Below are 21,355 nucleotides of genomic sequence, written 5' to 3' on the forward strand. Positions count from 1 at the left end.
ACGTCGGCGTGAGAAGTAGCCACGAGCGTGAGAAATGGCCATGAGCGTGAGGACGAGCGGAGAGGTGGAGGTGGCGGGAGATGACGACGCGGTACGCGTACGGATCGCCGGTCGCGACCGATCCCGAGCGGGTCTTCGACGACCTGGCGGGTGTCGCCGCGCGGGTGCGCCGGAACCTGGAGGCGGAGATCGCCGAGTCGGCGGAGGAGCTGCCGCCGGACGAGGCACCGGCCGGCCAGATCTCCCGCTTCGCGCACGAGGAGCGGGCCCGGGTCCTGGAGGCGGGGGTCGCGGGGCTTGAGAAGATGGCCGCGCACCGCGCGGACGAGATCGACGAGGACGAGTACTTCGGGGTGGAGGCGATCGTCCTCCTGGAGGGCAGGCCGGCGATCCTCGTCCAGGGCCAGAACTTCGGGGTGCAGGACGGCGACTGGTCCGTCCTGGAGGCCGGGCGGGACGCGATCCGCGAGTCGATCGCGCGCGTGGGCCGGGTCGAGGTGACCGGCCACCCGAGCCTGGACTGGGTCGGTACGGCCTTCCAGGTGGGTCCGCGGACGGTGATGACCAATCGGCACGTGGCGGTGGAGTTCAGCCGCGCCGAGGACGCGGGCTGGTCCTTCCAGCAGGGCATGTCGGCCCGGGTCGACCCGGGCGAGGAGCTGGCCACGGACCCCGTGGTGGCGGGGCCGCCCGCGTACGAGGTGACCGAGGTCCTCGGCATCCACCCGGACGTCGACATGGCGCTGCTCCGGATCGCCCCGCCCGACGGGGCCGCGCTGCCCACCCCGCTCGCGGTGGCCGCCGACGCGCCCGCCGACGTGCCCGGACGGCCGGTGTACGTGGTCGGGTACCCGGCCTGGGACGGGCGGCGCAACGAGCCGGAGTCGATGCGGCGGATCTTCATGGACATCTACAACGTCAAGCGCCTCCAACCGGGCACGGCGACGGAGTTCACCTCGGGCGAGCGAGTGATGAAGCACGACTGCTCGACCCTCGGCGGCAACAGCGGCTCCCCGGTCTTCGACCTCACGGACCACCGCGTCCTCGGCCTGCACTTCGGCGGCCGCTACCGGCTCGGCAACTTCGCCGTACCCCTCTGGGAGCTGGTCGACGACCCGCTCCTGCAGCGGGCGGAGGTCAACTGGGTCTGACCGGCACCGCGCCGACCACCACGTCGGTCACCGCGCAGGCCGCCGTGCCCTGCGGTGCCGTGGCCACCGGGACCTGCGGTGCGGCGGTCAGTACGCACTGCGGCGCGTCGCGGACCCTCCGGGCCTGGGCCGTGGCCACGATGGGCCCATGGCAGAACGAACAGGCTCGGCCGACGGCACACCGAAGGCTCCGGCAGCCGCCGGACTCGTCCTCCTGACGCTCGCGTCCGGGCAGTTCCTGATGGCGCTCGACAGCTCCGTCATGAACGTCTCGATCGCGACGGTCGCCGAGGACGTCGGCACGACGGTGACCGGCATCCAGGGTGCGATCACGGCGTACACCCTCGTGATGGCGATGTTCATGATCCCCGGCGGCAAGGTGGGGGTGCTGATCGGCCGCAGGCGCGCGTTCATGATCGGCTGCGTGATCTACGGCTGCGGTTCGCTGACGACCGCGCTCGCGCCCAACCTGACCGTCCTCCTGATCGGCTGGGCCTTCCTCGAAGGCATCGGCGCCTCGCTCATCCTGCCCGCGATCGTCGGCCTCGTGGCGGGCAACTTCCCCGCGGAACGCCGTCCCGCCGCGTACGGTCTCGTCGCCGCGGCGAGCGCCGTCGCGGTCGCCGTCGGACCGCTGATCGGCGGCATCGCGACCACGTACTTCTCGTGGCGCTGGGTCTTCGCCGGCGAGGTCCTCGTCGTCCTCGGCATCCTGGTCCTCGCCCGCCGCGTCGCCGACGCGCCGACGGGCGAGCACCCCCGCATCGACCTCCTCGGGGCGGCCCTCTCGGCCCTGGGGCTCGGGGTCTTCGTCTTCGGCGTGCTGCGCTCGGGCGAGTGGGGCTGGTTCCGTCCGAAGCCCGACGCGCCGGCCTGGTTCGGAATCTCACCGGTCGTCTGGCTGATGCTGGCGGGCCTCTTCCTGATCTGGCTCTTCCTGCGCTGGGAGGCCCGTCTCGTGAAGCGGGGCGGCGAGCCCCTCGTCGCGCCCTCCCTGCTGGAGAACCGCAGGCTCACGGGCGGCCTGACGATGTTCTTCTTCCAGTACCTGGTGCAGATGGGCATGTTCTTCGTCGTACCGCTGTACCTCTCCGTCGCCCTCGGTCTGTCGGCGCTCGCGACGGGCGCGCGGCTCCTGCCGCTCTCCCTGGCCCTGCTGGCCGCCGCCGTCCTGATCCCCAAGCTGTTCCCCGAGGTGTCGCCACGGCGGGTCGTACGGCTCGGGATCCTGGCGCTGCTCGCGGGTGCGGTGGTGCTGATGGTGGCTCTGGACGCCGACGCGGGGGCGGAGGTCGTGACCGTGCCGCTCCTGCTCGTCGGCCTCGGGGTGGGAGCCCTGGCCTCGCAGCTCGGCGCGGTGACCGTGTCCGCCGTACCGGACCGGCAGACGGCGGAGGTCGGCGGTCTGCAGAACGCCGTCACCAACCTCGGCGCTTCGATCGGCACGGCTCTCGCCGGCTCGATCATGATCGCCTCGCTGACGACCTCGTTCCTGGCCGGCGTCCAGGACAACCCGGCGATCCCGGCCGAGGTCAAGAGCCAGGCGACGGTCAGCCTGGAGAGCGGCGTGCCCTTCCTCTCCGACGCCCAGCTCAGCAGCGCCCTCGACGAGGCGGGGACGCCTCCGGAGGTAACGCAGGCCGCACTCGACGCGAACGCCGACGCCCGGCTCGCCGGACTGCGCGCCGCCCTCGCCGTCCTCGCGTTCACCTCCGTCCTGGCCCTGTTCTTCACGGGCCGCATCCCGGGGTCTCAGCCCCACCAGACGGCCTGACGACACGTTCGGCCCTGTGGCAGAGTCGGGGCTACGCGCCGCGCACGTGGTGGGCGTCCAGCACTGCGGCATCAAGCCCCGAGAGCGCCGAGAGCGCATGCCCCGCGGTATTCCCCTCCAATCCATCGGTGTTCCGATCGCGGCCATTGGATTCCGCATTGGAAACCTGTTCGCGGCAGGCCTAGCGTCGTTTCCGGAACGTCAGCCACGACAGAGACACCCCCGGAGTGACCCACCATGGCAAAGATCCTTTTCGTGATGACCGGCGCCGACCACTGGACCCTCGCCGACGGCACCAAGCACCCGAGCGGCTTCTGGGCGGAGGAGGCCGTCGCCCCGTACGAGGCGTTCAAGGCAGCCGGCCACGAGATCGTCGTCGCCACCCCGGGCGGGGTCGTTCCGACCGTCGACCGAGGCAGCCTGGCGCCCGAGTTCAACGGCGGTCAGGAGGGCGCCGACAGGATGGCCGCCGCCCTCGCGTCGATCACCGAGCTCGGCCACCCGATCTCCCTGGAGGACGTCCGCCTCGACGACTACGCGGCCGTCTTCTACCCCGGCGGCCACGGCCCCATGGAGGACCTCGCCCTCGACCCGGTCTCCGGCCGGATCCTGGTCGACGCCCTCGCGTCGGGCCGTCCGCTCGCCGTCGTGTGCCACGCGCCCGCCGCGATGCTGGCCGCCACGAAGGAGGACGGTACGAACGCCTTCGCGGGGTACGAGGTCGCCGCGTTCACGAACGCGGAGGAGGCTCAGGCGGGCTTCGCCGACAAGGCGAAGTGGCTCCTCGAGACGCGTCTGGTCGAGGCGGGCGTCGACGTCCGGGTCGGCGAGCCGTGGGCACCGAACGTGGTCGTCGACCGCAACCTCTTCACCGGCCAGAACCCGTCCTCCTCCGCCCCGCTCGCCGCGGAGCTGGTCAAGCGGCTGGGCTGACCCGGGTGGCCGAAGCCATAGCGAAGGCTACGCTTCGACCCCATGAGGCATAGGGAATCGGATGGCGAGGAAGAGCCCGGTCGCGCGGCTCCCGGTCGGGGGCTGCCGAGCCGTGAACCGGCGCAGGGTGCTTCGGCGCTCGATCTGAACCTCGTACGGACCTTCCTCGCCGTCTACCGCTCCGGTTCCTTCACCTCCGCCGCCCACCTGCTCGGGATCTCCCAGCCCACGGTGACGACCCAGGTGAAGGCGCTGGAGCGGCAGTCGGGGCGCCCGCTCTTCGCGCGGCTGCCGCGCGGCGTCGCCCCCACGCCGTACGCCCAGGATCTGGCGGCGCGCGTCGCCGGCCCGCTCGACGCGCTGCTTGCGGCGACCGGACACGACCCGGCGGAGGAGGTTTCGGCCTCCCCCGTGCATCTGGCAGGACCTGCCGAGCTCCTCTGCACGCGGGTGCTGCCCGCGCTCGCGCCGCTCGTCGCGGACGGCGTGCAGCTCCGCGTGACCACGGGCCTCACGGACCCCCTCCTGGAGGAGTTGCGGGCCGGGCGGCACGACCTGGTCATCGCCACCTCACGACCGCGTGGGAGGACCCTGGCCGCCGTGCCGCTTCTGGACGAGGAGTTCGTCCTGGTCGCCGCCCCGGCCCTGGCCGAGCGCCTCGGCGGCCGAGTCACCACCGAGGGACCGGGGGCGCTGCACGGGGTCCCCCTGATCACCTACGCCGAGGACCTCCCCATCGCCCGCCGCTACTGGCGCCATGTCTTCGACCAGCGCCTGAGCCGGCGGGCCGCCGTCACCGTTCCCGATCTGCGCGGGGTCCTCGCGGCGGTCGTCGGCGGGGCGGGCTTCACGGTCCTCCCTCGCTACCTCTGCCAGGACGAACTCGCCTCCGGCGCCCTCGCCCCGCTCCACGAGACGGACGACCCGCCGATCAACACGGCCTACCTGGCGCAGCGCCCCGGCACACCCGCCCACCCGCACGTCACCCTGGTCCGGGACCGCCTCCTGGCCCTGGCGCCGACCTGGTAGAGCGACGGGCCACGCCCGGGGCCAGCCATACCCGGGGCCAGTCATACCCGGGCCGGCCACGCCCGGGCCGCCCTGCCATGCCTGAGCCACCTATGCCTCAGCCGCCTCCTGCGCGATGCGGTCGAACTGGGCGCCCATCGCCTCGGCGAGCGCCTGCGCGGCTGACAGCGGCCGGACCATGACGGTGAAGTCGTCGATCCGCCCGTCCTCGTCGAAGTGGAGGAAGTCGCAGCCCTGGATCCGGCGCCCGTTCACGGTCGCGGTGAAGACGAGGGCGTGGTCGCGGCCGTCGGCGTTCTCGATCTCGCGGACGTAGGTGAAGTCCTCGAAGACCCGCATCACGCCCCGGAGGATCGCGGCGGTGATGGCCTTGCCGGCGTACGGCTTGAAGGCCACGGGGCTGGTGAAGACGACGTCCTCGGCGAGCAGGGCCTCGATGGCGGCCGTGTCCCGGTTCTCGACGGCCTTGCGGAACGGGTGCATGCGCCCTCGCAATACTCAAATAGTTGAATAGGTAGGGAGGAGGCTATGACCGGGGCGGGGCGCTGTCCAGCCCGCACTGTCCCGCTACTTCGCGGGGAAGGACGTGAATCCGGAAGCCCCTCTTCGAGCACGAGATCGCGACGCTCGGCCGGTAGACATGTCGACAGGGTGGACGCCGGGGGCGCCACTCGTTTCTTCTTTCGGCTTCAGCACGCACAGGGGGTTCCCGTGCCCGTTCCACGTATGAGCAACACGCCGCTCCCCGGCATAGGCGTCCGTTACGACCTGACGACCCGTGAGCACCGGCGCCTGTCGGTGATCGCCCACCGGGACGGCACCCGGACGCTGAACGCGTACCGCAGGGACGACCCCGACGAGTGCGCGCTGTCCGCGAGGCTCACCGCGAAGGAGGCGGAGGCGCTGATCGACGCGCTGATGCCCTCGCACCACAGCCCCAACCTGCTCTCCACCACCGACCTGGGGCTCGTCGCCGAGCGGATCGAACTGTCCGCGCACTCGCACTGGAACGGACGGGTCCTGGGCAAGACCCGGACCCGCACCGAGACGGGCGCCTCGATCGTCGCGGTCCTGCGCCGGGCCGATGCGATCCCGTCGCCCGCCCCTGACTTCCGTCTCGCGGGCGGGGACACCCTCATCGTGATCGGCACCCGCGAGGGCGTCGAAGCGGCCGCCTCGATCCTCGGCCGGGAGTGAGAGCCATGCACTCCTCCGCCGTCTTCCTGATCGAGTTCGGCGCGATCATCCTCGCGCTGGGCCTGCTGGGCCGCCTCGCCGGACGCTTCCAGTTCTCCCCGATACCCCTCTACCTGCTCGCGGGCCTCGCGTTCGGCGAGGGCGGGCTCCTTCCGCTGGGAACCAGCGAGGAGTTCGTCGCGATCGGCGCCGAAATCGGCGTGATCCTCCTGCTGTTGATGCTGGGACTCGAATACACCGCCAGTGATCTGGTGACCAACCTCAAGACCCAATACCCGGCGGGAATCGAGCTCCAGGTCTCCGCCGCCGTCGGCGCCTTCCTCGTCGGCATCGCCCTGTCGGGCGAGGTCGCCGAGGGCGCGCACAACCTGCTCAGCCCGCTGCGGGACCTGTTCGCGGCGGTGTTCTTCGTCTTCTTCGGGCTGCACACCGACCCGGCCAGCATCCCGCCGGTGATCCTGCCCGCGCTCGCACTCGCCGTGGTCACGGCGGCGACGAAGATCGCCACCGCTGGGCCGCCCGGCGGGCCGGGATCTCCGTCAAAGGCCGCTGGCGGGCCGGCGGCACCCTGGTCGCCCGGGGCGAGTTCTCCATCGTCATCGCGGGTCTCGCCGTCACCGCCGGCGTCGAACCGGCCCTCGGCCCCCTCGCGACGGCGTACGTCCTCGTCCTCGTCGTCCTCGGCCCGCTCACCGCCCGCTACACCGAGCCGATCGCCACCCACGTCACCGCTCGCCTCAGCACCCGAACCCGCACCCGCACTCGCTTCCGCTTCCGCGGAGCCCCGGCCGTCGCGGCCACTCCGGTCGAAGCCCCTGCCGAGGAGACCCTGGAGCCCGCGGACGACGGCACCGCGGGGAAGGCGTAACCCCGGCAGGAAGGCCGTGAGCCCGTCCGTCATCGCGCCGAGTCCGCCACCGGGTACGGCACGAACGTGCCGCTGTTCTGGTCGATCCGCAGGGGGAGGCCGAGCGGCGGGACCGCGCGCTGGGGGCAGTCGAGCCGTTCGCAGAGCCGGCAGCCCATCCCGATCGGCGTGGCCGCCGCCGCGTTGTCGAGGTCGAGGCCGTCGGAGTACACCACGCGCGAGGCGTGGCGGAGTTCGCAACCCAGGCCGATCGCGAAGGTCTTGCCGGGCTCGCCCCAGCCGCCGCGGTGCCGGGTGACGGCGCGGGCGGTCCACAGATGGCGCTGCCCGTCGGGCATCGCGGCGATCTGGACGTGGATGCGGCCGGGGGCGGCGAACGCCTCGTACACGTTCCACAGTGGGCACGTGCCGCCCGCGCGGGAGAAGTGGAAGCCGGTCGCCGACTGCCGCTTGGACATGTTGCCCGCGCGATCGACGCGGACGAAGGAGAAGGGCACCCCGCGCAGCCGGGGCCGTTGCAGGGTGCTCAGCCGGTGGCAGACCGTCTCGTGGCCGAGGCCGAAGTGGTCGGTGAGGCGCTCGATGTCGTAGCGGAACTCCTCGGCGACGGCGTGGAAGGAGCGGTACGGGAGGATCAGCGCCGCCGCGAAGTAGTTGGCGATCCCGATGCGGGCCAGGGCGTGCGCGGGCGATCCGGGCGCGAAGTCCTCGGCCGCGTGCCGGTCGAGTTCCGCGCCGCACTCCAGCAGGGCCAGTTGGGTGGCCATGCGGAAGGCGCGCTGGCCGGGGCGCAGGCGCGGGGAGAGATGGAGGGTCCGCGTCGGCCCGTCGTAGTGGTGGAGCCGGTCGCCGGTCTCCGTGGACAGCCGTACGCCGTGGGTGTCGGCGAGCCGAGCCGTCAGGGCCCGGACGACCTCGCCCGGCTGGATGCCGATCTCCGCGGCCAGCCCTTCCGCCCCGAGGTCGATGTCGTGCAGGTAGTTCTGGCGGCGGTAGAAGAAGTCCCGGATCTCCTCGTGCGGTGAGCGCGGCACCTCCCCGGCCGTGTGCCGGCCGTCGGCTGAGTCGGCCAGCTGCTCGGACAACGCCTGGTTGCGGCGGCCCAGTTGGACCAGGACGCGCGCGACATCGGGCATGCGCGAGGCCAGTTCGGCCAGCTCCGAGGGGGCCACGCGCGACGCGGACAGCTCCCCCGCAAGGGCCTCCCGCAGGTCCGCCACCAGTCGGCCGGTGTCGCGCTCGGAGAAGAACCCCGGGTCGACGCCGAAGGTCTCGGTGAGGCGGAGCAGCACGGGCACCGTGAGCGGCCGGGAGTCGTGCTCCATCTGGTTCAAGTAGCTCGGCGAGATGCCCAGGGTCCTGGCCAGCTCCGCCTGGCTCATCCGGCGTTCCTCGCGCAGCCGTCGCAGCCGCGCCCCCGCATACGTCTTCCCCACCGCGCGCTCCTCCGAGTCCGGGACAGCAGCAGCGTACGCGAGACGGCACCCTTCGAAGCCTTCGCAATCTTGGCAATCTGGCGTCGGAAGATTCGCAGAACTTGGCAGACATCCACGATTGATGGCACGGGGTGCCAGTGCCAGAGTCGGAGTGCGGCCCGCCGGACCCGGCAGGTCCAGGCCGCGGGTCGGGATCCGATTCATGCCCTGATGTCGGCAATCCCGGCGCCGCGACAGTCTGGACGGCCAGATTGCTCACCTCCGCCCCGTCCCGGGCGTCGGCGGGCCGCGACCCAAGTCGAGACACCTGGTGCCACCTCTGCGAACGAACGCACCAGGGGTTGGCAAACACAGCAGATCCAAGGAAACGGTGACGACCATGGCAGAGACGAACCCGACCGCCGAGCAGCTCGCCGAGCGCTGGGCGACCGACCCGCGCTGGGCCGGCATCGAGCGCACGTACGGCGCCGAGGACGTGCTGCGGCTCTCCGGCAGCGTCCGCGAGGAGCACACGCTGGCCCGGCGCGGCGCCGAGCGGCTCTGGCGACAGCTGCACGAGCAGGACTACATCCACGCCCTCGGCGCGCTCACCGGCGGCCAGGCGGTCCAGCAGGTGCGTGCAGGACTCCAGGCCATCTACCTCTCGGGCTGGCAGGTCGCCGCCGACGCCAACCAGGCCGGCCACACCTACCCCGACCAGAGCCTCTACCCGGTCAACTCCGTTCCCCAGGTGGTCCGTCGGATCAACAACGCCCTGCTGCGGGCGGACCAGATCGCGACGGCCGAGGGCGGCACGGACACGACGGACTGGCTCGCGCCGATCGTCGCCGACGCCGAGGCCGGCTTCGGCGGACCGCTGAACGCCTTCGAGCTGACCAAGGCGATGATCGCGGCCGGTGCGGCGGGCATCCACTACGAGGACCAGCTCGCGTCCGAGAAGAAGTGCGGCCACCTCGGCGGCAAGGTCCTCGTGCCCACCGCGCAGCACATCAGGACGCTGAACGCGGCCCGGCTCGCCGCCGACATCGCCGACGTGCCCACGCTGATCGTCGCCCGCACCGACGCCCTCGCGGCGACGCTTCTGACCAGCGACGTCGACGAGCGCGACGCCGAGTTCGTGACCGGCGAGCGTACGGCCGAGGGCTTCTACCGGGTCCGCAACGGCATGGGCCCTGTCATCGCGCGCGGCCTCGCCTACGCCCCGTACGCCGACCTCATCTGGGTCGAGACGGGCACCCCGGACCTGGCACAGGCACGGGAGTTCGCCGAGGCCATCCACGCCCGGTACCCGGACCAGATGCTGGCGTACAACTGCTCGCCGTCCTTCAACTGGAAGGCGGCCCTCGACGATGACCAGATCGCCAAGTTCCAGCGCGAACTGGGCGCGATGGGCTACAAGTTCCAGTTCATCACGCTGGCCGGCTTCCACTCCCTCAACCACGGCATGTTCGACCTCGCCCGCGGCTACGCCGAGCACGGCATGACGGCCTATGTCGACCTGCAGGAGCGGGAGTTCGCCGCGCAGGCGCAGGGCTTCACCGCCGTGAAGCACCAACGCGAGGTCGGCACGGGCTACTTCGACCTGGTCTCCACCGCCGTCAACCCGGCCTCCTCCACCACGGCCCTGTCCGGCTCCACGGAGGAAGAGCAGTTCCACTAGGACCTCGCGGCCCGAACCCGGGTGCCGTCAGGCCTGAACTCGGCTCCGGTAAGACCCAAAACGGGTCGCCGCAGGCCCGGACCCAGGTCCCGTCAGGCCCGAACCCGGATCCCGTCAGGCCCGACCCCAGGTCCCGTTCCGTCCGTCCGTCCGTCCGCCCGCAGGTTCCACCCAGGAGAGTCCGATGCCCACCACCGCGCTGACCCATCGCGTCCGCGTCCTCGCCGCACCGGGTGACCGGCACGCCGAGATCCTCACACCCGCCGCCCTGGACTTCGTCGGGAAGCTGGCGGCGGCGTTCGGCGCACGCCGACTGGACCTGATGAAGGAACGCCGCCGCCAGGCCCTGCGCCTGGCCGGCGGTGCCCCCCTCGACTTCTCCCCGGCCACCGCCGCCGTCCGCGCCGACCCGTCCTGGCGGGTCGCGCCGCCCGCGCCCGGTCTGACCGACCGGCGGGTCGAGATCACCGGCCCTCCGGACCGCCGCATGGCGGTCAACGCCCTCAACTCCGGTGCCCACGTGTGGATGGCGGACTTCGAGGACGCCACCGCGCCGACGTGGGAGAACGTCGTCGGCGGCCAGCTCGTCCTGCTCGACGCGATCGAGCGGCGCATCGACTTCACCGGCGAGGACGGCAAGGAGTACCGGCTCGCCGACCGCGACCGGCTCGCCACGATCGTCGTCAGGCCGCGCGGCTGGCACCTCGTCGAGGAACACCTGGAGTTCGACGGTGCCCCGGTGCCCGCCTCCCTCGTGGACTTCGGCCTGTACTTCTTCCACTGCGCCCGGCGCCAGATCGACGCGGGCCACGGCCCGTACTTCTACCTCCCGAAGCTGGAGAACCGGTACGAGGCCCGGCTGTGGAACGACGTGTTCCTGCTGGCGCAGGAGCTGCTCGGCATCCCGAGGGGCACGGTCCGCGCCACCGTGCTCATCGAGACGATCACCGCCGCCTTCGAGATGGAGGAGATCCTCCACGAGCTGCGCGAGCACAGCTCCGGTCTCAACGCGGGCCGTTGGGACTACCTCTTCAGCCTGATCAAGACCTTCGGCCACCGCACCGACTTCCTCCTGCCCGACCGGGCGAAGGTCACCATGACGGCGCCGTTCATGCGGGCCTACACCGAACTCCTGGTGCGCACCTGCCACAAGCGGGGCGCGCACGCCATCGGCGGCATGGCCGCGCAGGTGCCGAGCAAGGACCCCGCCGCCCACGAGGCCGCGCTCGCCAAGGTCCGGCTCGACAAGGAGCGGGAGGCGGAGGACGGCTTCGACGGCTCCTGGGTCGCCCATCCCGGTCTCGTCCCGGTCTGCCGCGAGGTCTTCGACGGCGTGCTCGGCGACCTCCCGGACCAGATCCACCGGACACGGGACGACGTCGAGGTGACCCCGGCGGACCTGCTGTCGGTACGCCGGATCAGCGGACCGCCCACCCCGGAGGGCATCCGCACGAACATCGCGGTCGCCCTGGGCTACTTCGCGGCCTGGATGCGCGGTCAGGGTGCCGTCGCACTCGACGGGCTCATGGAGGACGCGGCGACCGCCGAGATCGCCCGCGTCCAGATCTGGCAGTGGGTACGGCACCGGCTGATCGACCGGGAGACGGTCGTCGGACTCCTCGACGAGGAGCTCGCCGCGCTCGGCGCCGCGTACCCCTGGGCCCCGGTGGAGGAGGTGCGGGCGCTCTTCGAACGGAACGCGCTCAGCGGCGAACTGCCGCTCTTCTTCACCCCGGACGCCTACTCCCGCCACCTCGTGCGCCACGCGGAGCCCCGCTCATGAGCGCCGGGATCACGGGCTCCCAGAGCACGGGTGCCGCGATCGCGGAAGCCGAGAGCACGGGTGCCGCGATCGCCGACGCCGACGAGATCACCCGCGTCGGAGTGGTCGGCGGCGGCCAGATGGGGGCGGGCATCGCGGAGGTCTGCGCGCGGGCCGGACGGCACACGATCGTCTGCGAGACGGACGCCGTGGCCGCCCGGGCCGCGCGGGAGCGGGTGACCGCATCGCTCGACCGCGCGGTTCGGCGGGGCAAGCTGGAGCCGGCCGCCGCGCGGGACGCGCTCGCCCGGATCGTCTTCACCGGCGATCTGGAGGAGCTTGCCGACCGGCAGCTGGTCATCGAGGCCGTCGTCGAGAACGCGGAGGCCAAGACCGAGGTGTTCACCCGCCTCGACAAGATCGTCGAGGACCCGTCGGCCGTCCTGGCGACCAACACCTCCTCGCTCCCGGTGATGCGCCTGGGCATGGCCACGAGCCGCGCCGACCGGGTGGTGGGGCTGCACTTCTTCAACCCCGTGCCGGTGCTGCCGCTGGTGGAGGTCGTGAGCTCGCTGCACACCGCGCCGGACACGGTCGCCCGCGTGGAGCGCTTCGCGACGGACGCGCTGGGCAAGACGGTCGTCCGTTCGCAGGACCGGGCCGGGTTCGTCGTCAACGCGCTGCTCGTGCCCTACCTGCTCTCGGCGATCCGCATGGCCGAGTCCGGCTTCGCCACCGCCGCCGACATCGACGCCGGCATGGAGCTGGGCTGCGCCCACCCGATGGGCCCGCTGAAGCTGGCCGACCTCATCGGTCTCGACACCGTCGCCTCGATCGCGGAGTCGCTCTACGAGGAGTTCAAGGAGCCCCTCTACGCGCCGCCTCCGCTGCTCCAGCGGATGGTGGAGGCGGGTCTCCTTGGCCGCAAGACGGGCCGGGGCTTCCACCCGTACGCAGGCCGGGGCTGAGCCCGGAACCACGGGGCGGACCGACGGGGCGGACCGACGGGCGGACCGGCAAGGTGTCTCACCTCACCATCCGTATGGTGGACATCTCCCGGCACAGCGCTGGACAGCCCCTTAGGGTGGCCGGTGCAGCTGGTTCGCCCCGTCAGCCGGACGGGATGCGTCGTAAGAGGGAACCCGGTGGAAATCCGGGACTGCCCCGCAGCGGTGAGCGGGAACGACCGCCGTCATACGCACTGGACCCGTACGGGTCTGGGAAGCGACGGCCACTAGGTGTCCTCCCCCGTGGAGGACGTGCCCGCGAGTCCGAAGACCTGCCATCTGCCCGCGTACGGACCATGCGTGCGCGGACATTCCGGTGACCTCGAGGGCGGGTCGGCGACCACACCAGACGGAGACCCGCGCGTACGGCGCGAGGTAGGCCGTCCGGTCGGTCACCCCTTCGCGCTCTCGTCCCGTCGCCGGGATCTCAGGGATTCATCTCGCGAAGGAGATCTCCGTGACCACCAAGCCCGCAGCCGCGGCAGCACGGGCCACCGTGTACGGCTACCCCCGTCAGGGGCAGCACCGGGAACTGAAGAAGGCGATCGAGGGGTACTGGAAGGGCCGCGTCACCGCCGACGCCCTCCGGACCACCGCCGCCGAACTGCGCCGCACCCACTGGAGCCGACTCGCCGAGGCGGGCGTCCACGAGGTGCCGACCGGCGACTTCTCCCTCTACGACCACGTCCTGGACACCACCGTGATGGTCGGCGCGATCCCCGCGCGCCACCGGGACGCCGTCTCCGCCGACCCGCTCGACGGCTACTTCGCCATGGCGCGCGGTACGCAGGACGTCGCGCCGCTGGAGATGACCAAGTGGTTCGACACCAACTACCACTATCTGGTCCCCGAGTTGGGTCCGGACACGGTCTTCACGGCCGACTCCTCCAAGCAGGTGGCCGAGCTGACGGAGGCCCTCTCCCTCGGCCTGACCGCCCGCCCGGTCCTCGTCGGCCCCGTGACCTATCTGCTCCTCGCCAAGCCCGCGCCCGGGGTGGCCGCCGACTTCGACCCGCTGACGCTCCTCGACCGGCTGCTGCCGGTGTACGCCGAGGTCCTCGCCGACCTGCGGGCCGCGGGCGCCGAGTGGGTGCAGCTCGACGAGCCCGCGCTGGTCCAGGACCGCACCCCGGCCGAGCTGAACGCCGCCGCCCGCGTCTACCGCGAGCTCGGTGGCCGCACGGACCGGCCCAAGTTGCTGGTCGCCTCGTACTTCGACCGGCTCGGCGAGGCCCTGCCGGTCCTCGCCAAGGCACCGGTCGAGGGGCTCGCGCTCGACTTCACCGGCTCCGCCGGCGCCAACCTGGAGGCGCTCGCGGCTGTCGGCGGGCTGCCCGGCAAGCGCCTGGTCGCCGGCGTGGTCGACGGCCGCAACATCTGGGTCAACGACCTCGCGAAGTCCCTGACGACCCTCGGCACCCTGCTCGGTCTCGCCGACCGGGTCGACGTGGCGGCCTCGTGCTCCCTGCTGCACGTCCCCCTCGACGCCGCCGCCGAGCGGGACATCGACCCGCAGATCCTGCGCTGGCTCGCCTTCGCACGGCAGAAGACCGCCGAGGTCGTCACCCTCGCCAAGGGCCTGTCCCGCGGCACCTCCGCGATCACCGCCGAACTGGCCGCCAACCGGGCCGACCTGGCCTCGCGGGCGGAGTCCCCGCTCACCCGCGACCCGGCCGTGCGCGCCCGTACCGGCGCGGTCTCCGCCGCCGACGCCCGCCGCTCCCAGCCGTACGCCGAGCGGGCCGCCGCCCAGCACGCCCATCTCGGTCTGCCGCTGCTGCCGACGACCACCATCGGGTCCTTCCCGCAGACCGCCGAACTGCGCACCGCCCGCGCCGACCTGCGCGCGGGCCGGCTCGACACGGCCGGTTACGAGGAACGGGTCAAGGCGGAGGTCCAGGAGGTGATCGCGTTCCAGGAGAAGGCGGGCCTGGACGTCCTGGTGCACGGCGAGCCCGAACGCAACGACATGGTCCAGTACTTCGCCGAGCAGCTGACCGGGTACCTCGCCACCCAGCACGGCTGGGTCCAGTCGTACGGCACCCGGTACGTCCGGCCGCCGATCCTGGCCGGCGACATCTCCCGCCCCGCGCCGATGACGGTGCGCTGGACGACGTACGCGCAGTCCCTGACCCACCGCCCGGTCAAGGGCATGCTGACGGGACCGGTCACGATGCTCGCCTGGTCCTTCGTCCGCGACGACCAGCCGCTCGGCGAGACCGCCCGGCAGGTGGCGCTCGCCCTGCGCGACGAGGTGAACGACCTGGAGGCGGCGGGCACTTCGGTCGTCCAGGTCGACGAGCCTGCCCTGCGGGAGACCCTGCCGCTGCGGGCCGCGGACCACGCCGCGTACCTGGCGTGGGCGACGGAGGCGTTCCGGCTCTCCACCAGCGGGGTCCGGCCGGACACCCAGATCCACACGCACATGTGCTACGCGGAGTTCGGTGACATCGTGCGGGCCATCGACGACCTGGACGCGGACGTGATCAGCCTGGAGGCCGCCCGTTCGCACATGCAGGTCGCCCGCGAGCTGGCCGCGCACGGCTACCCGCGCGAGGCCGGTCCCGGCGTGTACGACATCCACTCCCCGCGCGTCCCGAGCGCCGAGGAGGCCGCCGACCTGCTCCGTACGGGGCTGAAGGCCATTCCCGCCGAGCGGCTCTGGGTGAACCCCGACTGCGGTCTGAAGACCCGGGGCTGGCCGGAGACCCGTGCCTCGCTGGAGAACCTGGTCGCGGCGGCGCGCACGGTACGGAGCGAGCTGCCGGCGTCCTGACCCGGAGCGCGCGAGGGGGCCGGGGCACGTGCGCGTGCCCCGGCCCCGGCCCGTGACGCCGGGCGATCCGGGATCAGCGGTGGCGGAACTCGGGCGGTCGCTTGTCGACGAAGGCGGCCATGCCCTCCTTCTGGTCGCCGGTGGCGAACACCGCGTGGAACAGCCGCCGTTCGAAGCGGACGCCCTCGGCGAGCGTGGTCTCGAAGGCCCGGGCCACCGCCTCCTTGGCCATCATCGCCACCGGCAGCGACATGCCGGCGATCGTCTCGGCGACGGCGAGGGCCTCGGGGAGCAGTTCGTCGGCCGGGACGACCCGGGAGACGAGGCCCGCGCGCTCGGCCTCGGCCGCGTCCATGGTGCGGCCGGTGAGGCACATCTCCATGGCCTTGGCCTTGCCGACCGCGCGGGTCAGCCGCTGGGAGCCGCCGATGCCCGGGATGACGCCCAGCTTGATCTCCGGCTGGCCGAAGACGGCGGTGTCGGCGGCGAGCAGGACGTCGCAGAGCATGGCGAGTTCACAGCCGCCGCCGAGGGCGTACCCGGAGACGGCGGCGACGGTCGGGGTGCGCAGCTGTGCGAGCCGGTCCCAGGCGGCGAACCAGTCCGCGAGGTACATGTCCAGGTAGCCCTGGGGCCGCATCTCCTTGATGTCGGCCCCGGCGGCGAAGGCCTTGGCCGAGCCGGTGATGACGACGCAGCCGCAGTCCGGGTCCCGGTCGAGGGCCTCGGTGGCGGCCACGACCTCGTTCATGACCTGGAGGTTCAGCGCGTTGAGGGCGCCCGGCCGGTTGAGGGTCACGAGGGCGGTGCGGCCCTTGCGTTCGACGAGGATCGTCTCGTACTCGCGCACGTCGTGGACGGTCATGCGCGTCCTCCGTTCTCCCTGATCGTGCGGACGATGCCGGAGAAGTCCTCGGTGGTTCCGGCGCGTTCGGCGTAGGTGGCGTACAACTCAGCTGCGCGCAGTCCGAGTTCGGCGCGGACGCCGCCGTCGCGGGCGGCGTTGGCGGCCAGGCCCAGGTCCTTGGCCATCAGGGAGGCGGCGAAGCCGGGCCGGTACTCCCGGTTGGCGGGACTGGTCGGAACCGGGCCGGGAACGGGGCAGTTGACGCTGAGAGCCCAGCACTGCCCGGAGGCAGTGGAGGCCACGTCGTAGAGCGCCTGGTGGGAGAGGCCGAGGCTCTCGCCGAGGACGAACGCCTCGCTGACGGCGATCATGGAGACGCCGAGGATCATGTTGTTGCAGATCTTGGCGGCCTGGCCGGCGCCCGGGCCGCCGCAGTGGACGCTCTTCTTCCCCATGGCCTCCAGGAGGGGGCGTACCTCGGCGAACTCCTCCTCTGTCCCGCCTGCCATGAACGTCAGCGTGGCGGCCTCCGCGCCGACGACGCCGCCGGAGACCGGGGCGTCGAGGGCCCGCAGACCGGCGGCCGTCGCCCGTTCGTGGGCGGTGCGGGCGTCGGCGACGTCGATGGTCGAGCAGTCGACGAGGAGGGTGCCGGGGTGGGCGGCGGCGAGGACGCCGTCGTACAGGTCGAGGACGTGGCGGCCGGTGGGCAGCATGGTGACGACCACGTCCGCGCCCGAGACGGCCTCGGCGGCGGTGGCGGCTGGCTCCACGCCCGCCCTCGCGGCGCTCGCCAGGGCGTCGGTGTCGAGGTCGTGGCCGAGGACGCGATGGCCGGCCTTCACTAGGTTGGCGGCCATGGGGCCGCCCATGTGTCCGAGTCCGATGAACGCGACGGTACGGCTCACCAGGCCACCTCCGGGGTGGAGTCGGGTCCGGCGAGCCCCAGTTCGTGGGGCTCGCCGAGGGGGGCGAAGAAGCGCTGGACGTCGGCGTCGGTGACCTCGGTGAGGGTGGCCGGGCGCCAGCGCGGGGCGCGGTCCTTGTCGACGACCTGGGCGCGGATGCCCTCCACCAGGTCGGGGCTCGTCAGGGCCGCGAGGGAGACGCGGTACTCCTGGTCGAGGACCCGTTCCAGCGGGCCGAGGTGCCGGGCCCGGCGCAGGGCGGCCAGGGTGACCTTGAGCGAGGTCGGGGACTTCGCGAGGAGGGTCTCCGCGGCCTCCTTCGCCTCCGGGTTCCCGTGGCCGAGGAGCCGGTGGACGATTTCCTCGACGGTGTCGGCGGCGTAGCAGGCGTCGATCCACTCCCGGCGCCCGGCAAGCTCCCCGGGCGGCTCGGGCCGCACATGGCGGGCGAGGGCGTCCCGTACGGGCAGCTCGGCCAGGTCGGCCAGGAGGGGGCCGAGCGCGGCGGACAGTACGTGGTGGTCGGCGAGCCCACAGAGCAGGGCGTCGCCGGCGCCCACCGGCGCGCCGGTCAGCGCGAGGTGGGTGCCGAGTTCGCCGGGGGCGAGGGCCAGCAGGTAGGTGCCGCCGACGTCCGGGACGAAGCCGATGCCGGTCTCGGGCATGGCGATCCGGGAGCGCTCGGTGACGATCCGGACGCTGCCGTGCGCGGAGATCCCGACGCCGCCGCCCATGACGATGCCGTCCATGAGGGCGACGTACGGCTTGGGGTAGCGGGCGATCCTGGCGTTGAGCCGGTACTCGTCGCGCCAGAAGTCGGCGGAGGCCCGGCCGCCGGCGCGGGCGTCCTCGTGGATGGCGCGGATGTCTCCGCCCGCGCACAGCCCGCGCTCACCGGCGCCGCTGATGACGACGGTCTCGACGGCCGGGTCGTGCTCCCAGGCGGTGAGCGCCTCGTCGATGGACCGCACCATGGCGTGCGTGAGGGCGTTGAGGGCTTTGGGGCGGTTGAGGGTGATGTGGCCGATGTGGCCGGTGGTGTGGAGCAGTACGGGTGCGTGGTCCTGTGCGCGGTCCGGGGCGGTCATTCGAAGGCCTCCGTCAGTCCGCGAGCGACGATGACGCGCATGATCTCGTTGGTTCCTTCCAGGATCTGGTGGACCCGCAGGTCACGGACGATCTTCTCGATGCCGTACTCGCTGAGGTAGCCGTAGCCCCCGTGCAGCTGGAGGGCCCGGTCGGCCACGGAGTACCCGGTGTCGGTGGCGAACCGTTTGGCCATCGCGCACAGCTCCGGGGCCCGGGGGTCGCCGCGGTCGAGGGCGTGGGCGGCCTGCTGGACCAGGGCGCGGGCGGCGGTGAGTTCGGTCGCCATGTCGGCGAGGCGGAAGCGGAGGGCCTGGGCGTCGAGGAGCCGCCGCCCGAACGCCTGCCGGTCGGCGAGGTGCGTGAGGCTGCGGTCGAGGGCGCTGCGCGCCCCGCCGAGGGAGCAGGCCGCGATCCCGAGCCGGCCGCCGTTCAGGCCGTTCATGGCGATGCGGAAGCCCTGGCCCTCGCCGCCGAGGAGCCGGTCGGCAGGAACCCGGACCGCGTCCAGGACGACCTGGCGGGTGGGCTGGGCGTTCCATCCCATCTTCCGCTCGTCGGGCCCGAAGGAGAGCCCGGGGTCGTCCTTGTCGACGAGGAAGGCGGAGACGCCGTCGGCGCCGTCGCCCCCGGTGCGGGCCATCACCAGGTACAGCTGGGAGGCGCCCGCGCCGGAGATGAACTGCTTGACCCCGGTGAGCACCCAGTGGTCCCCGTCGCGTACGGCCCGGGTGGTGAGGGCCGCGGCATCGGATCCGGCGCCGGGTTCGGTGAGGCAGTAGCTGGCCAGGTCGTCCATGGCGCACAGGCGCGGCAGCCACCGCAGGCGCTGGGCCTCGTCGCCGTAGTGGTCGACCATCCAGGCGACCATGTTGTGGATGGAGAGGTAGCCCGCGATGGACGGGCAGCCCGAGGCGAGGGTCTCGAAGACGAGGACGCCGTCGGAGCGGGTGAGGCCGGAGCCGCCGGACTCCTCGCGGACGTAGACGCCGCCGAGTCCGAGTCCGGCGGCCTTGCGCAGGACGTCGACGGGGAAGTGCTTGTCGCGGTCCCAGTCCAGGGCGTGCGGGGCGAGGTGGTCCTGGGCGAAGTCGAGGGTGGTCTCGACCAGGGCCCGCTGATCCTCGGTGAGCAGGGTCGTGGTCATGGTCGCTCAGCCCATCGTGGGGAGGGTGAAGCTCGCGCCGTCGCGCAGCCCGGCGGGCCAGCGCGAGGTCACGGTCTTCGTGCGGGTGTAGAAGCGGATGGCGTCGGGGCCGTGCTGGTTCAGGTCGCCGAAGCCGGACCGCTTCCAGCCGCCGAAGGTGTGGTACGCCACCGGCACCGGGATGGGCACGTTGACGCCGACCATGCCGGTGTCGACGCGCCGGGTGAAGTCCCGTGCGGTGTCGCCGTCACGTGTGAAGATCGCCACGCCGTTGCCGTAGAGGTGCTCGCTCGGCAGTCGCAGGGCCTCCTCGTAGTCGGCGGCGCGGACCACGCAGAGCACGGGGCCGAAGATCTCCTCCTGGTAGACGCGCATCTCCGGGGTGACCCGGTCGAAGAGGGAGGCCCCGGCGAAGAAGCCGCCCTCGTGCCCGGGGAGGACGAAGTCGCGTCCGTCGACGACGAGTTCGGCGCCCTCCTCGACCCCGATGCCGACGTACGTACGGACCCGTTCGACTGCGTCCGGGCCGACCATCGGGCCGAAGTCGGCGTCCGGGTCGTCGCTGCGGCCGATCCTCAGCGCGCCGATGCGCTCCTTCAGCCGGGCGACGAGGGCGTCGGCGGTCTCCTCGCCGACGGGGACGGCGACCGAGATGGCCATGCACCGCTCGCCGGCCGAGCCGTACCCGGCGCCGATGAGGGCGTCGACGGCCTGGTCGAGGTCGGCGTCCGGCATCACGATCATGTGGTTCTTGGCGCCGCCGAAGCACTGGGCGCGCTTGCCGTGGGCGGCGGCGGTGGCGTAGACGTGCGCGGCGACGGGGGTGGAGCCGACGAAGCCGAGGGCGGCGACGCGGGGATCGTCGAGGAGGGTGTCGACGGCTTCCCTGCCTCCGTTGACGACGTTGAGCACGCCGGGCGGCAGCCCCGCCTCCAGGAAGAGTTCGGCGAGCCGCAGCGGTACGGACGGGTCGCGTTCGGAGGGCTTGAGGATGAAGGCGTTTCCGCAGGCCAGGGCGGGGGCTGCCTTCCAGAGCGGGATCATCGCGGGGAAGTTGAACGGGGTGATCCCTGCGACGACGCCGAGGGGGGCGCGCAGGGAGTGGACGTCGATGCCGGTCCCGGCGTTGTCGGTGAACTCGCCCTTGAGCAGGTGCGGGATGCCGGCGGCGAACTCCACGACCTCCAGGCCGCGTTGGAGGTCTCCGTGGGCGTCGGCGACGGTCTTGCCGTGCTCGGAGGAGAGCAGCCTGGCCAGGTCGTCCTTCTCCTGCTCGACCAGCTGGAGGAAGCGCAGGAGGACCCGGGCGCGGCGCTGCGGGTTCCAGGCGGCCCAGTCGCGCTGCGCCCGGGCGGCGTCCGCGATGGCGGCCTCGGTCTCGGCCCGGTTGGCCAGCGGCACGCGGGCCTGGACCTCGCCGGTGTTGGGGTCGTACACGTCGCCGTAGGACCCCGAGGTTCCCGGGGTGTGCCTGCCGCCGACGAAGTGGGTCAACTCGCGTACGGGGGTGGTGTCTTGTGCGCGGACCATGAATGCCTGCTCTCGTCAGGTGATCCGGATGGCGCGCCGGAGGACCACCGCGACCGCGCGCACGCCGGGAGGCGTGGGCGGGACGGTGGGGGGTGCGGCGCGAGAGCGCGAATGGCGGAGGCGCCGTCAGGTCCTGACGGGCCTGCGGTGGTGGGATCCTTCTCGACGGACTCCTCGACGGGCGGGAGCCCGTCGGCCGGATCCGCTGGGAGTGTGCGGGCGCACCGATGCCATGCGTGTCAGC

At 72.4% G+C, this 21,355-nt stretch carries 17 protein-coding genes, 1 pseudogene and 1 riboswitch; of the genes and pseudogenes, 10 read left to right on the forward strand and 8 right to left on the reverse strand.

The features are described 5' to 3' along the window. Positions 1–80: 80 nt before the first annotated feature. The gene (locus tag ACGFYP_RS02540; RefSeq protein WP_393485526.1) at positions 81–1,151 is read left to right on the forward strand and encodes a trypsin-like serine peptidase; all 1,071 of its coding nucleotides are present in this window, start codon (positions 81–83) and stop codon (positions 1,149–1,151) included. On the opposite strand, the gene ACGFYP_RS02545 is transcribed toward ACGFYP_RS02540, so the two are convergent. Further along, entirely contained in the window at positions 1,138–1,290 is a 153-nt protein-coding gene (locus ACGFYP_RS02545; RefSeq protein WP_393485528.1) for a hypothetical protein, read from the reverse strand. The genes ACGFYP_RS02540 and ACGFYP_RS02545 overlap by 14 nt on opposite strands. 9 nt (positions 1,291–1,299) lie before the next feature. Between ACGFYP_RS02545 and ACGFYP_RS02550 the strand changes: the two genes are divergently transcribed. The 3 genes from ACGFYP_RS02550 (at position 1,300) to ACGFYP_RS02560 (ending at position 4,887) form a co-directional block, all read left to right on the forward strand. Continuing rightward, positions 1,300–2,925, forward strand: a complete 1,626-nt coding sequence (locus tag ACGFYP_RS02550) for an MFS transporter (RefSeq protein WP_393485530.1) — start codon at positions 1,300–1,302, stop codon at positions 2,923–2,925. 237 nt (positions 2,926–3,162) lie between these two features. Beyond that, complete coding sequence (locus tag ACGFYP_RS02555) at positions 3,163–3,858, forward strand: type 1 glutamine amidotransferase domain-containing protein (protein ID WP_393485532.1); 696 nt, start codon at positions 3,163–3,165, stop codon at positions 3,856–3,858. Positions 3,859–3,900: 42 nt separating this feature from the next. Further along, entirely contained in the window at positions 3,901–4,887 is a 987-nt protein-coding gene (locus ACGFYP_RS02560; protein ID WP_393485534.1) for a LysR family transcriptional regulator, read from the forward strand. 90 nt (positions 4,888–4,977) lie between these two features. Here the strand turns inward: ACGFYP_RS02560 and ACGFYP_RS02565 are convergent, their stop codons facing one another. Next, the gene (locus tag ACGFYP_RS02565; protein ID WP_393485536.1) at positions 4,978–5,370 is read right to left on the reverse strand and encodes a nuclear transport factor 2 family protein; all 393 of its coding nucleotides are present in this window, start codon (positions 5,368–5,370) and stop codon (positions 4,978–4,980) included. A gap of 228 nt (positions 5,371–5,598) precedes the next feature. On the opposite strand from ACGFYP_RS02565, the gene ACGFYP_RS02570 reads away from it, so the two are divergent. Next, complete coding sequence (locus ACGFYP_RS02570) at positions 5,599–6,084, forward strand: cation:proton antiporter regulatory subunit (RefSeq protein WP_393485538.1); 486 nt, start codon at positions 5,599–5,601, stop codon at positions 6,082–6,084. Between the two features lie 5 nt (positions 6,085–6,089). Further along, a pseudogene (locus tag ACGFYP_RS02575) lies at positions 6,090–6,952 on the forward strand (cation:proton antiporter). A gap of 29 nt (positions 6,953–6,981) precedes the next feature. Here ACGFYP_RS02575 and ACGFYP_RS02580 read toward each other — a convergent pair. Continuing rightward, the gene (locus ACGFYP_RS02580; protein ID WP_393485540.1) at positions 6,982–8,388 is read right to left on the reverse strand and encodes a short-chain fatty acyl-CoA regulator family protein; all 1,407 of its coding nucleotides are present in this window, start codon (positions 8,386–8,388) and stop codon (positions 6,982–6,984) included. A gap of 379 nt (positions 8,389–8,767) precedes the next feature. Between ACGFYP_RS02580 and aceA the strand changes: the two genes are divergently transcribed. From aceA to metE, 4 genes are all read left to right on the forward strand, one after another. Beyond that, entirely contained in the window at positions 8,768–10,048 is a 1,281-nt protein-coding gene (aceA, locus tag ACGFYP_RS02585; RefSeq protein ID WP_393485543.1) for an isocitrate lyase, read from the forward strand. Between the two features lie 184 nt (positions 10,049–10,232). Continuing rightward, positions 10,233–11,831 (forward strand): malate synthase A, encoded by a 1,599-nt coding sequence (gene aceB / locus ACGFYP_RS02590; RefSeq protein WP_393485545.1) that lies wholly within the window; start codon positions 10,233–10,235, stop codon positions 11,829–11,831. Further along, a complete protein-coding gene (locus tag ACGFYP_RS02595) occupies positions 11,828–12,778 on the forward strand; it encodes a 3-hydroxybutyryl-CoA dehydrogenase (RefSeq protein ID WP_393485548.1) in 951 nt (316 codons plus the stop codon). The genes aceB and ACGFYP_RS02595 overlap by 4 nt, the downstream gene beginning before the upstream one ends. Before the next feature lie 113 nt (positions 12,779–12,891). Then, positions 12,892–13,112: riboswitch (cobalamin riboswitch) on the forward strand. A 162-nt stretch (positions 13,113–13,274) separates the two neighbouring features. Then, positions 13,275–15,593: a 5-methyltetrahydropteroyltriglutamate--homocysteine S-methyltransferase gene (metE, locus tag ACGFYP_RS02600; RefSeq protein ID WP_393485550.1), complete on the forward strand. Its 2,319-nt coding sequence runs from the start codon at positions 13,275–13,277 to the stop codon at positions 15,591–15,593. A gap of 73 nt (positions 15,594–15,666) precedes the next feature. Here the strand turns inward: metE and ACGFYP_RS02605 are convergent, their stop codons facing one another. The 5 genes from ACGFYP_RS02605 to ACGFYP_RS02625 are packed head-to-tail and all read right to left on the reverse strand — an operon-like array spanning position 15,667 to position 21,111. Next, positions 15,667–16,458, reverse strand: a complete 792-nt coding sequence (locus tag ACGFYP_RS02605) for an enoyl-CoA hydratase (RefSeq protein ID WP_393485552.1) — start codon at positions 16,456–16,458, stop codon at positions 15,667–15,669. Then, on the reverse strand, positions 16,455–17,348 hold the full coding sequence (gene mmsB / locus ACGFYP_RS02610; protein WP_393485554.1) for a 3-hydroxyisobutyrate dehydrogenase: 894 nt from the start codon (positions 17,346–17,348) through the stop codon (positions 16,455–16,457). The genes ACGFYP_RS02605 and mmsB overlap by 4 nt, the downstream gene beginning before the upstream one ends. Then, positions 17,345–18,436, reverse strand: a complete 1,092-nt coding sequence (locus ACGFYP_RS02615; protein ID WP_393485556.1) for an enoyl-CoA hydratase/isomerase family protein — start codon at positions 18,434–18,436, stop codon at positions 17,345–17,347. Before ACGFYP_RS02615 ends, mmsB begins: the two co-directional genes overlap by 4 nt. Next, a complete protein-coding gene (locus ACGFYP_RS02620) occupies positions 18,433–19,581 on the reverse strand; it encodes an acyl-CoA dehydrogenase family protein (RefSeq protein WP_393485558.1) in 1,149 nt (382 codons plus the stop codon). Before ACGFYP_RS02620 ends, ACGFYP_RS02615 begins: the two co-directional genes overlap by 4 nt. 6 nt (positions 19,582–19,587) lie before the next feature. Then, positions 19,588–21,111, reverse strand: coding sequence for a CoA-acylating methylmalonate-semialdehyde dehydrogenase (locus tag ACGFYP_RS02625; protein WP_393485560.1), 1,524 nt, complete (start codon positions 21,109–21,111; stop codon positions 19,588–19,590). Between the last annotated feature and the right edge of the window lie 244 nt (positions 21,112–21,355).

Source organism: Streptomyces sp. NPDC048370, from assembly GCF_043200825.1.
Classification (GTDB): domain Bacteria; phylum Actinomycetota; class Actinomycetes; order Streptomycetales; family Streptomycetaceae; genus Streptomyces.

Bases quoted from the DNA above. Each gene is read 5' to 3' on its own strand.
- aceA (WP_393485543.1), top strand. From the start codon at position 8,768: ATGGCAGAGACGAACCCGACCGCCGAGCAGCTCGCCGAGCGCTGGGCG.
- ACGFYP_RS02540 (WP_393485526.1), top strand. From the start codon at position 81: ATGACGACGCGGTACGCGTACGGATCGCCGGTCGCGACCGATCCCGAG.
- ACGFYP_RS02605 (WP_393485552.1), bottom strand. From the start codon at position 16,458: ATGACCGTCCACGACGTGCGCGAGTACGAGACGATCCTCGTCGAACGC.
- ACGFYP_RS02595 (WP_393485548.1), top strand. From the start codon at position 11,828: ATGAGCGCCGGGATCACGGGCTCCCAGAGCACGGGTGCCGCGATCGCG.
- ACGFYP_RS02550 (WP_393485530.1), top strand. From the start codon at position 1,300: ATGGCAGAACGAACAGGCTCGGCCGACGGCACACCGAAGGCTCCGGCA.
- ACGFYP_RS02560 (WP_393485534.1), top strand. From the start codon at position 3,901: ATGAGGCATAGGGAATCGGATGGCGAGGAAGAGCCCGGTCGCGCGGCT.
- ACGFYP_RS02565 (WP_393485536.1), bottom strand. From the start codon at position 5,370: ATGCACCCGTTCCGCAAGGCCGTCGAGAACCGGGACACGGCCGCCATC.
- ACGFYP_RS02620 (WP_393485558.1), bottom strand. From the start codon at position 19,581: ATGACCACGACCCTGCTCACCGAGGATCAGCGGGCCCTGGTCGAGACC.
- aceB (WP_393485545.1), top strand. From the start codon at position 10,233: ATGCCCACCACCGCGCTGACCCATCGCGTCCGCGTCCTCGCCGCACCG.
- ACGFYP_RS02625 (WP_393485560.1), bottom strand. From the start codon at position 21,111: ATGGTCCGCGCACAAGACACCACCCCCGTACGCGAGTTGACCCACTTC.
- ACGFYP_RS02555 (WP_393485532.1), top strand. From the start codon at position 3,163: ATGGCAAAGATCCTTTTCGTGATGACCGGCGCCGACCACTGGACCCTC.
- ACGFYP_RS02615 (WP_393485556.1), bottom strand. From the start codon at position 18,436: ATGACCGCCCCGGACCGCGCACAGGACCACGCACCCGTACTGCTCCAC.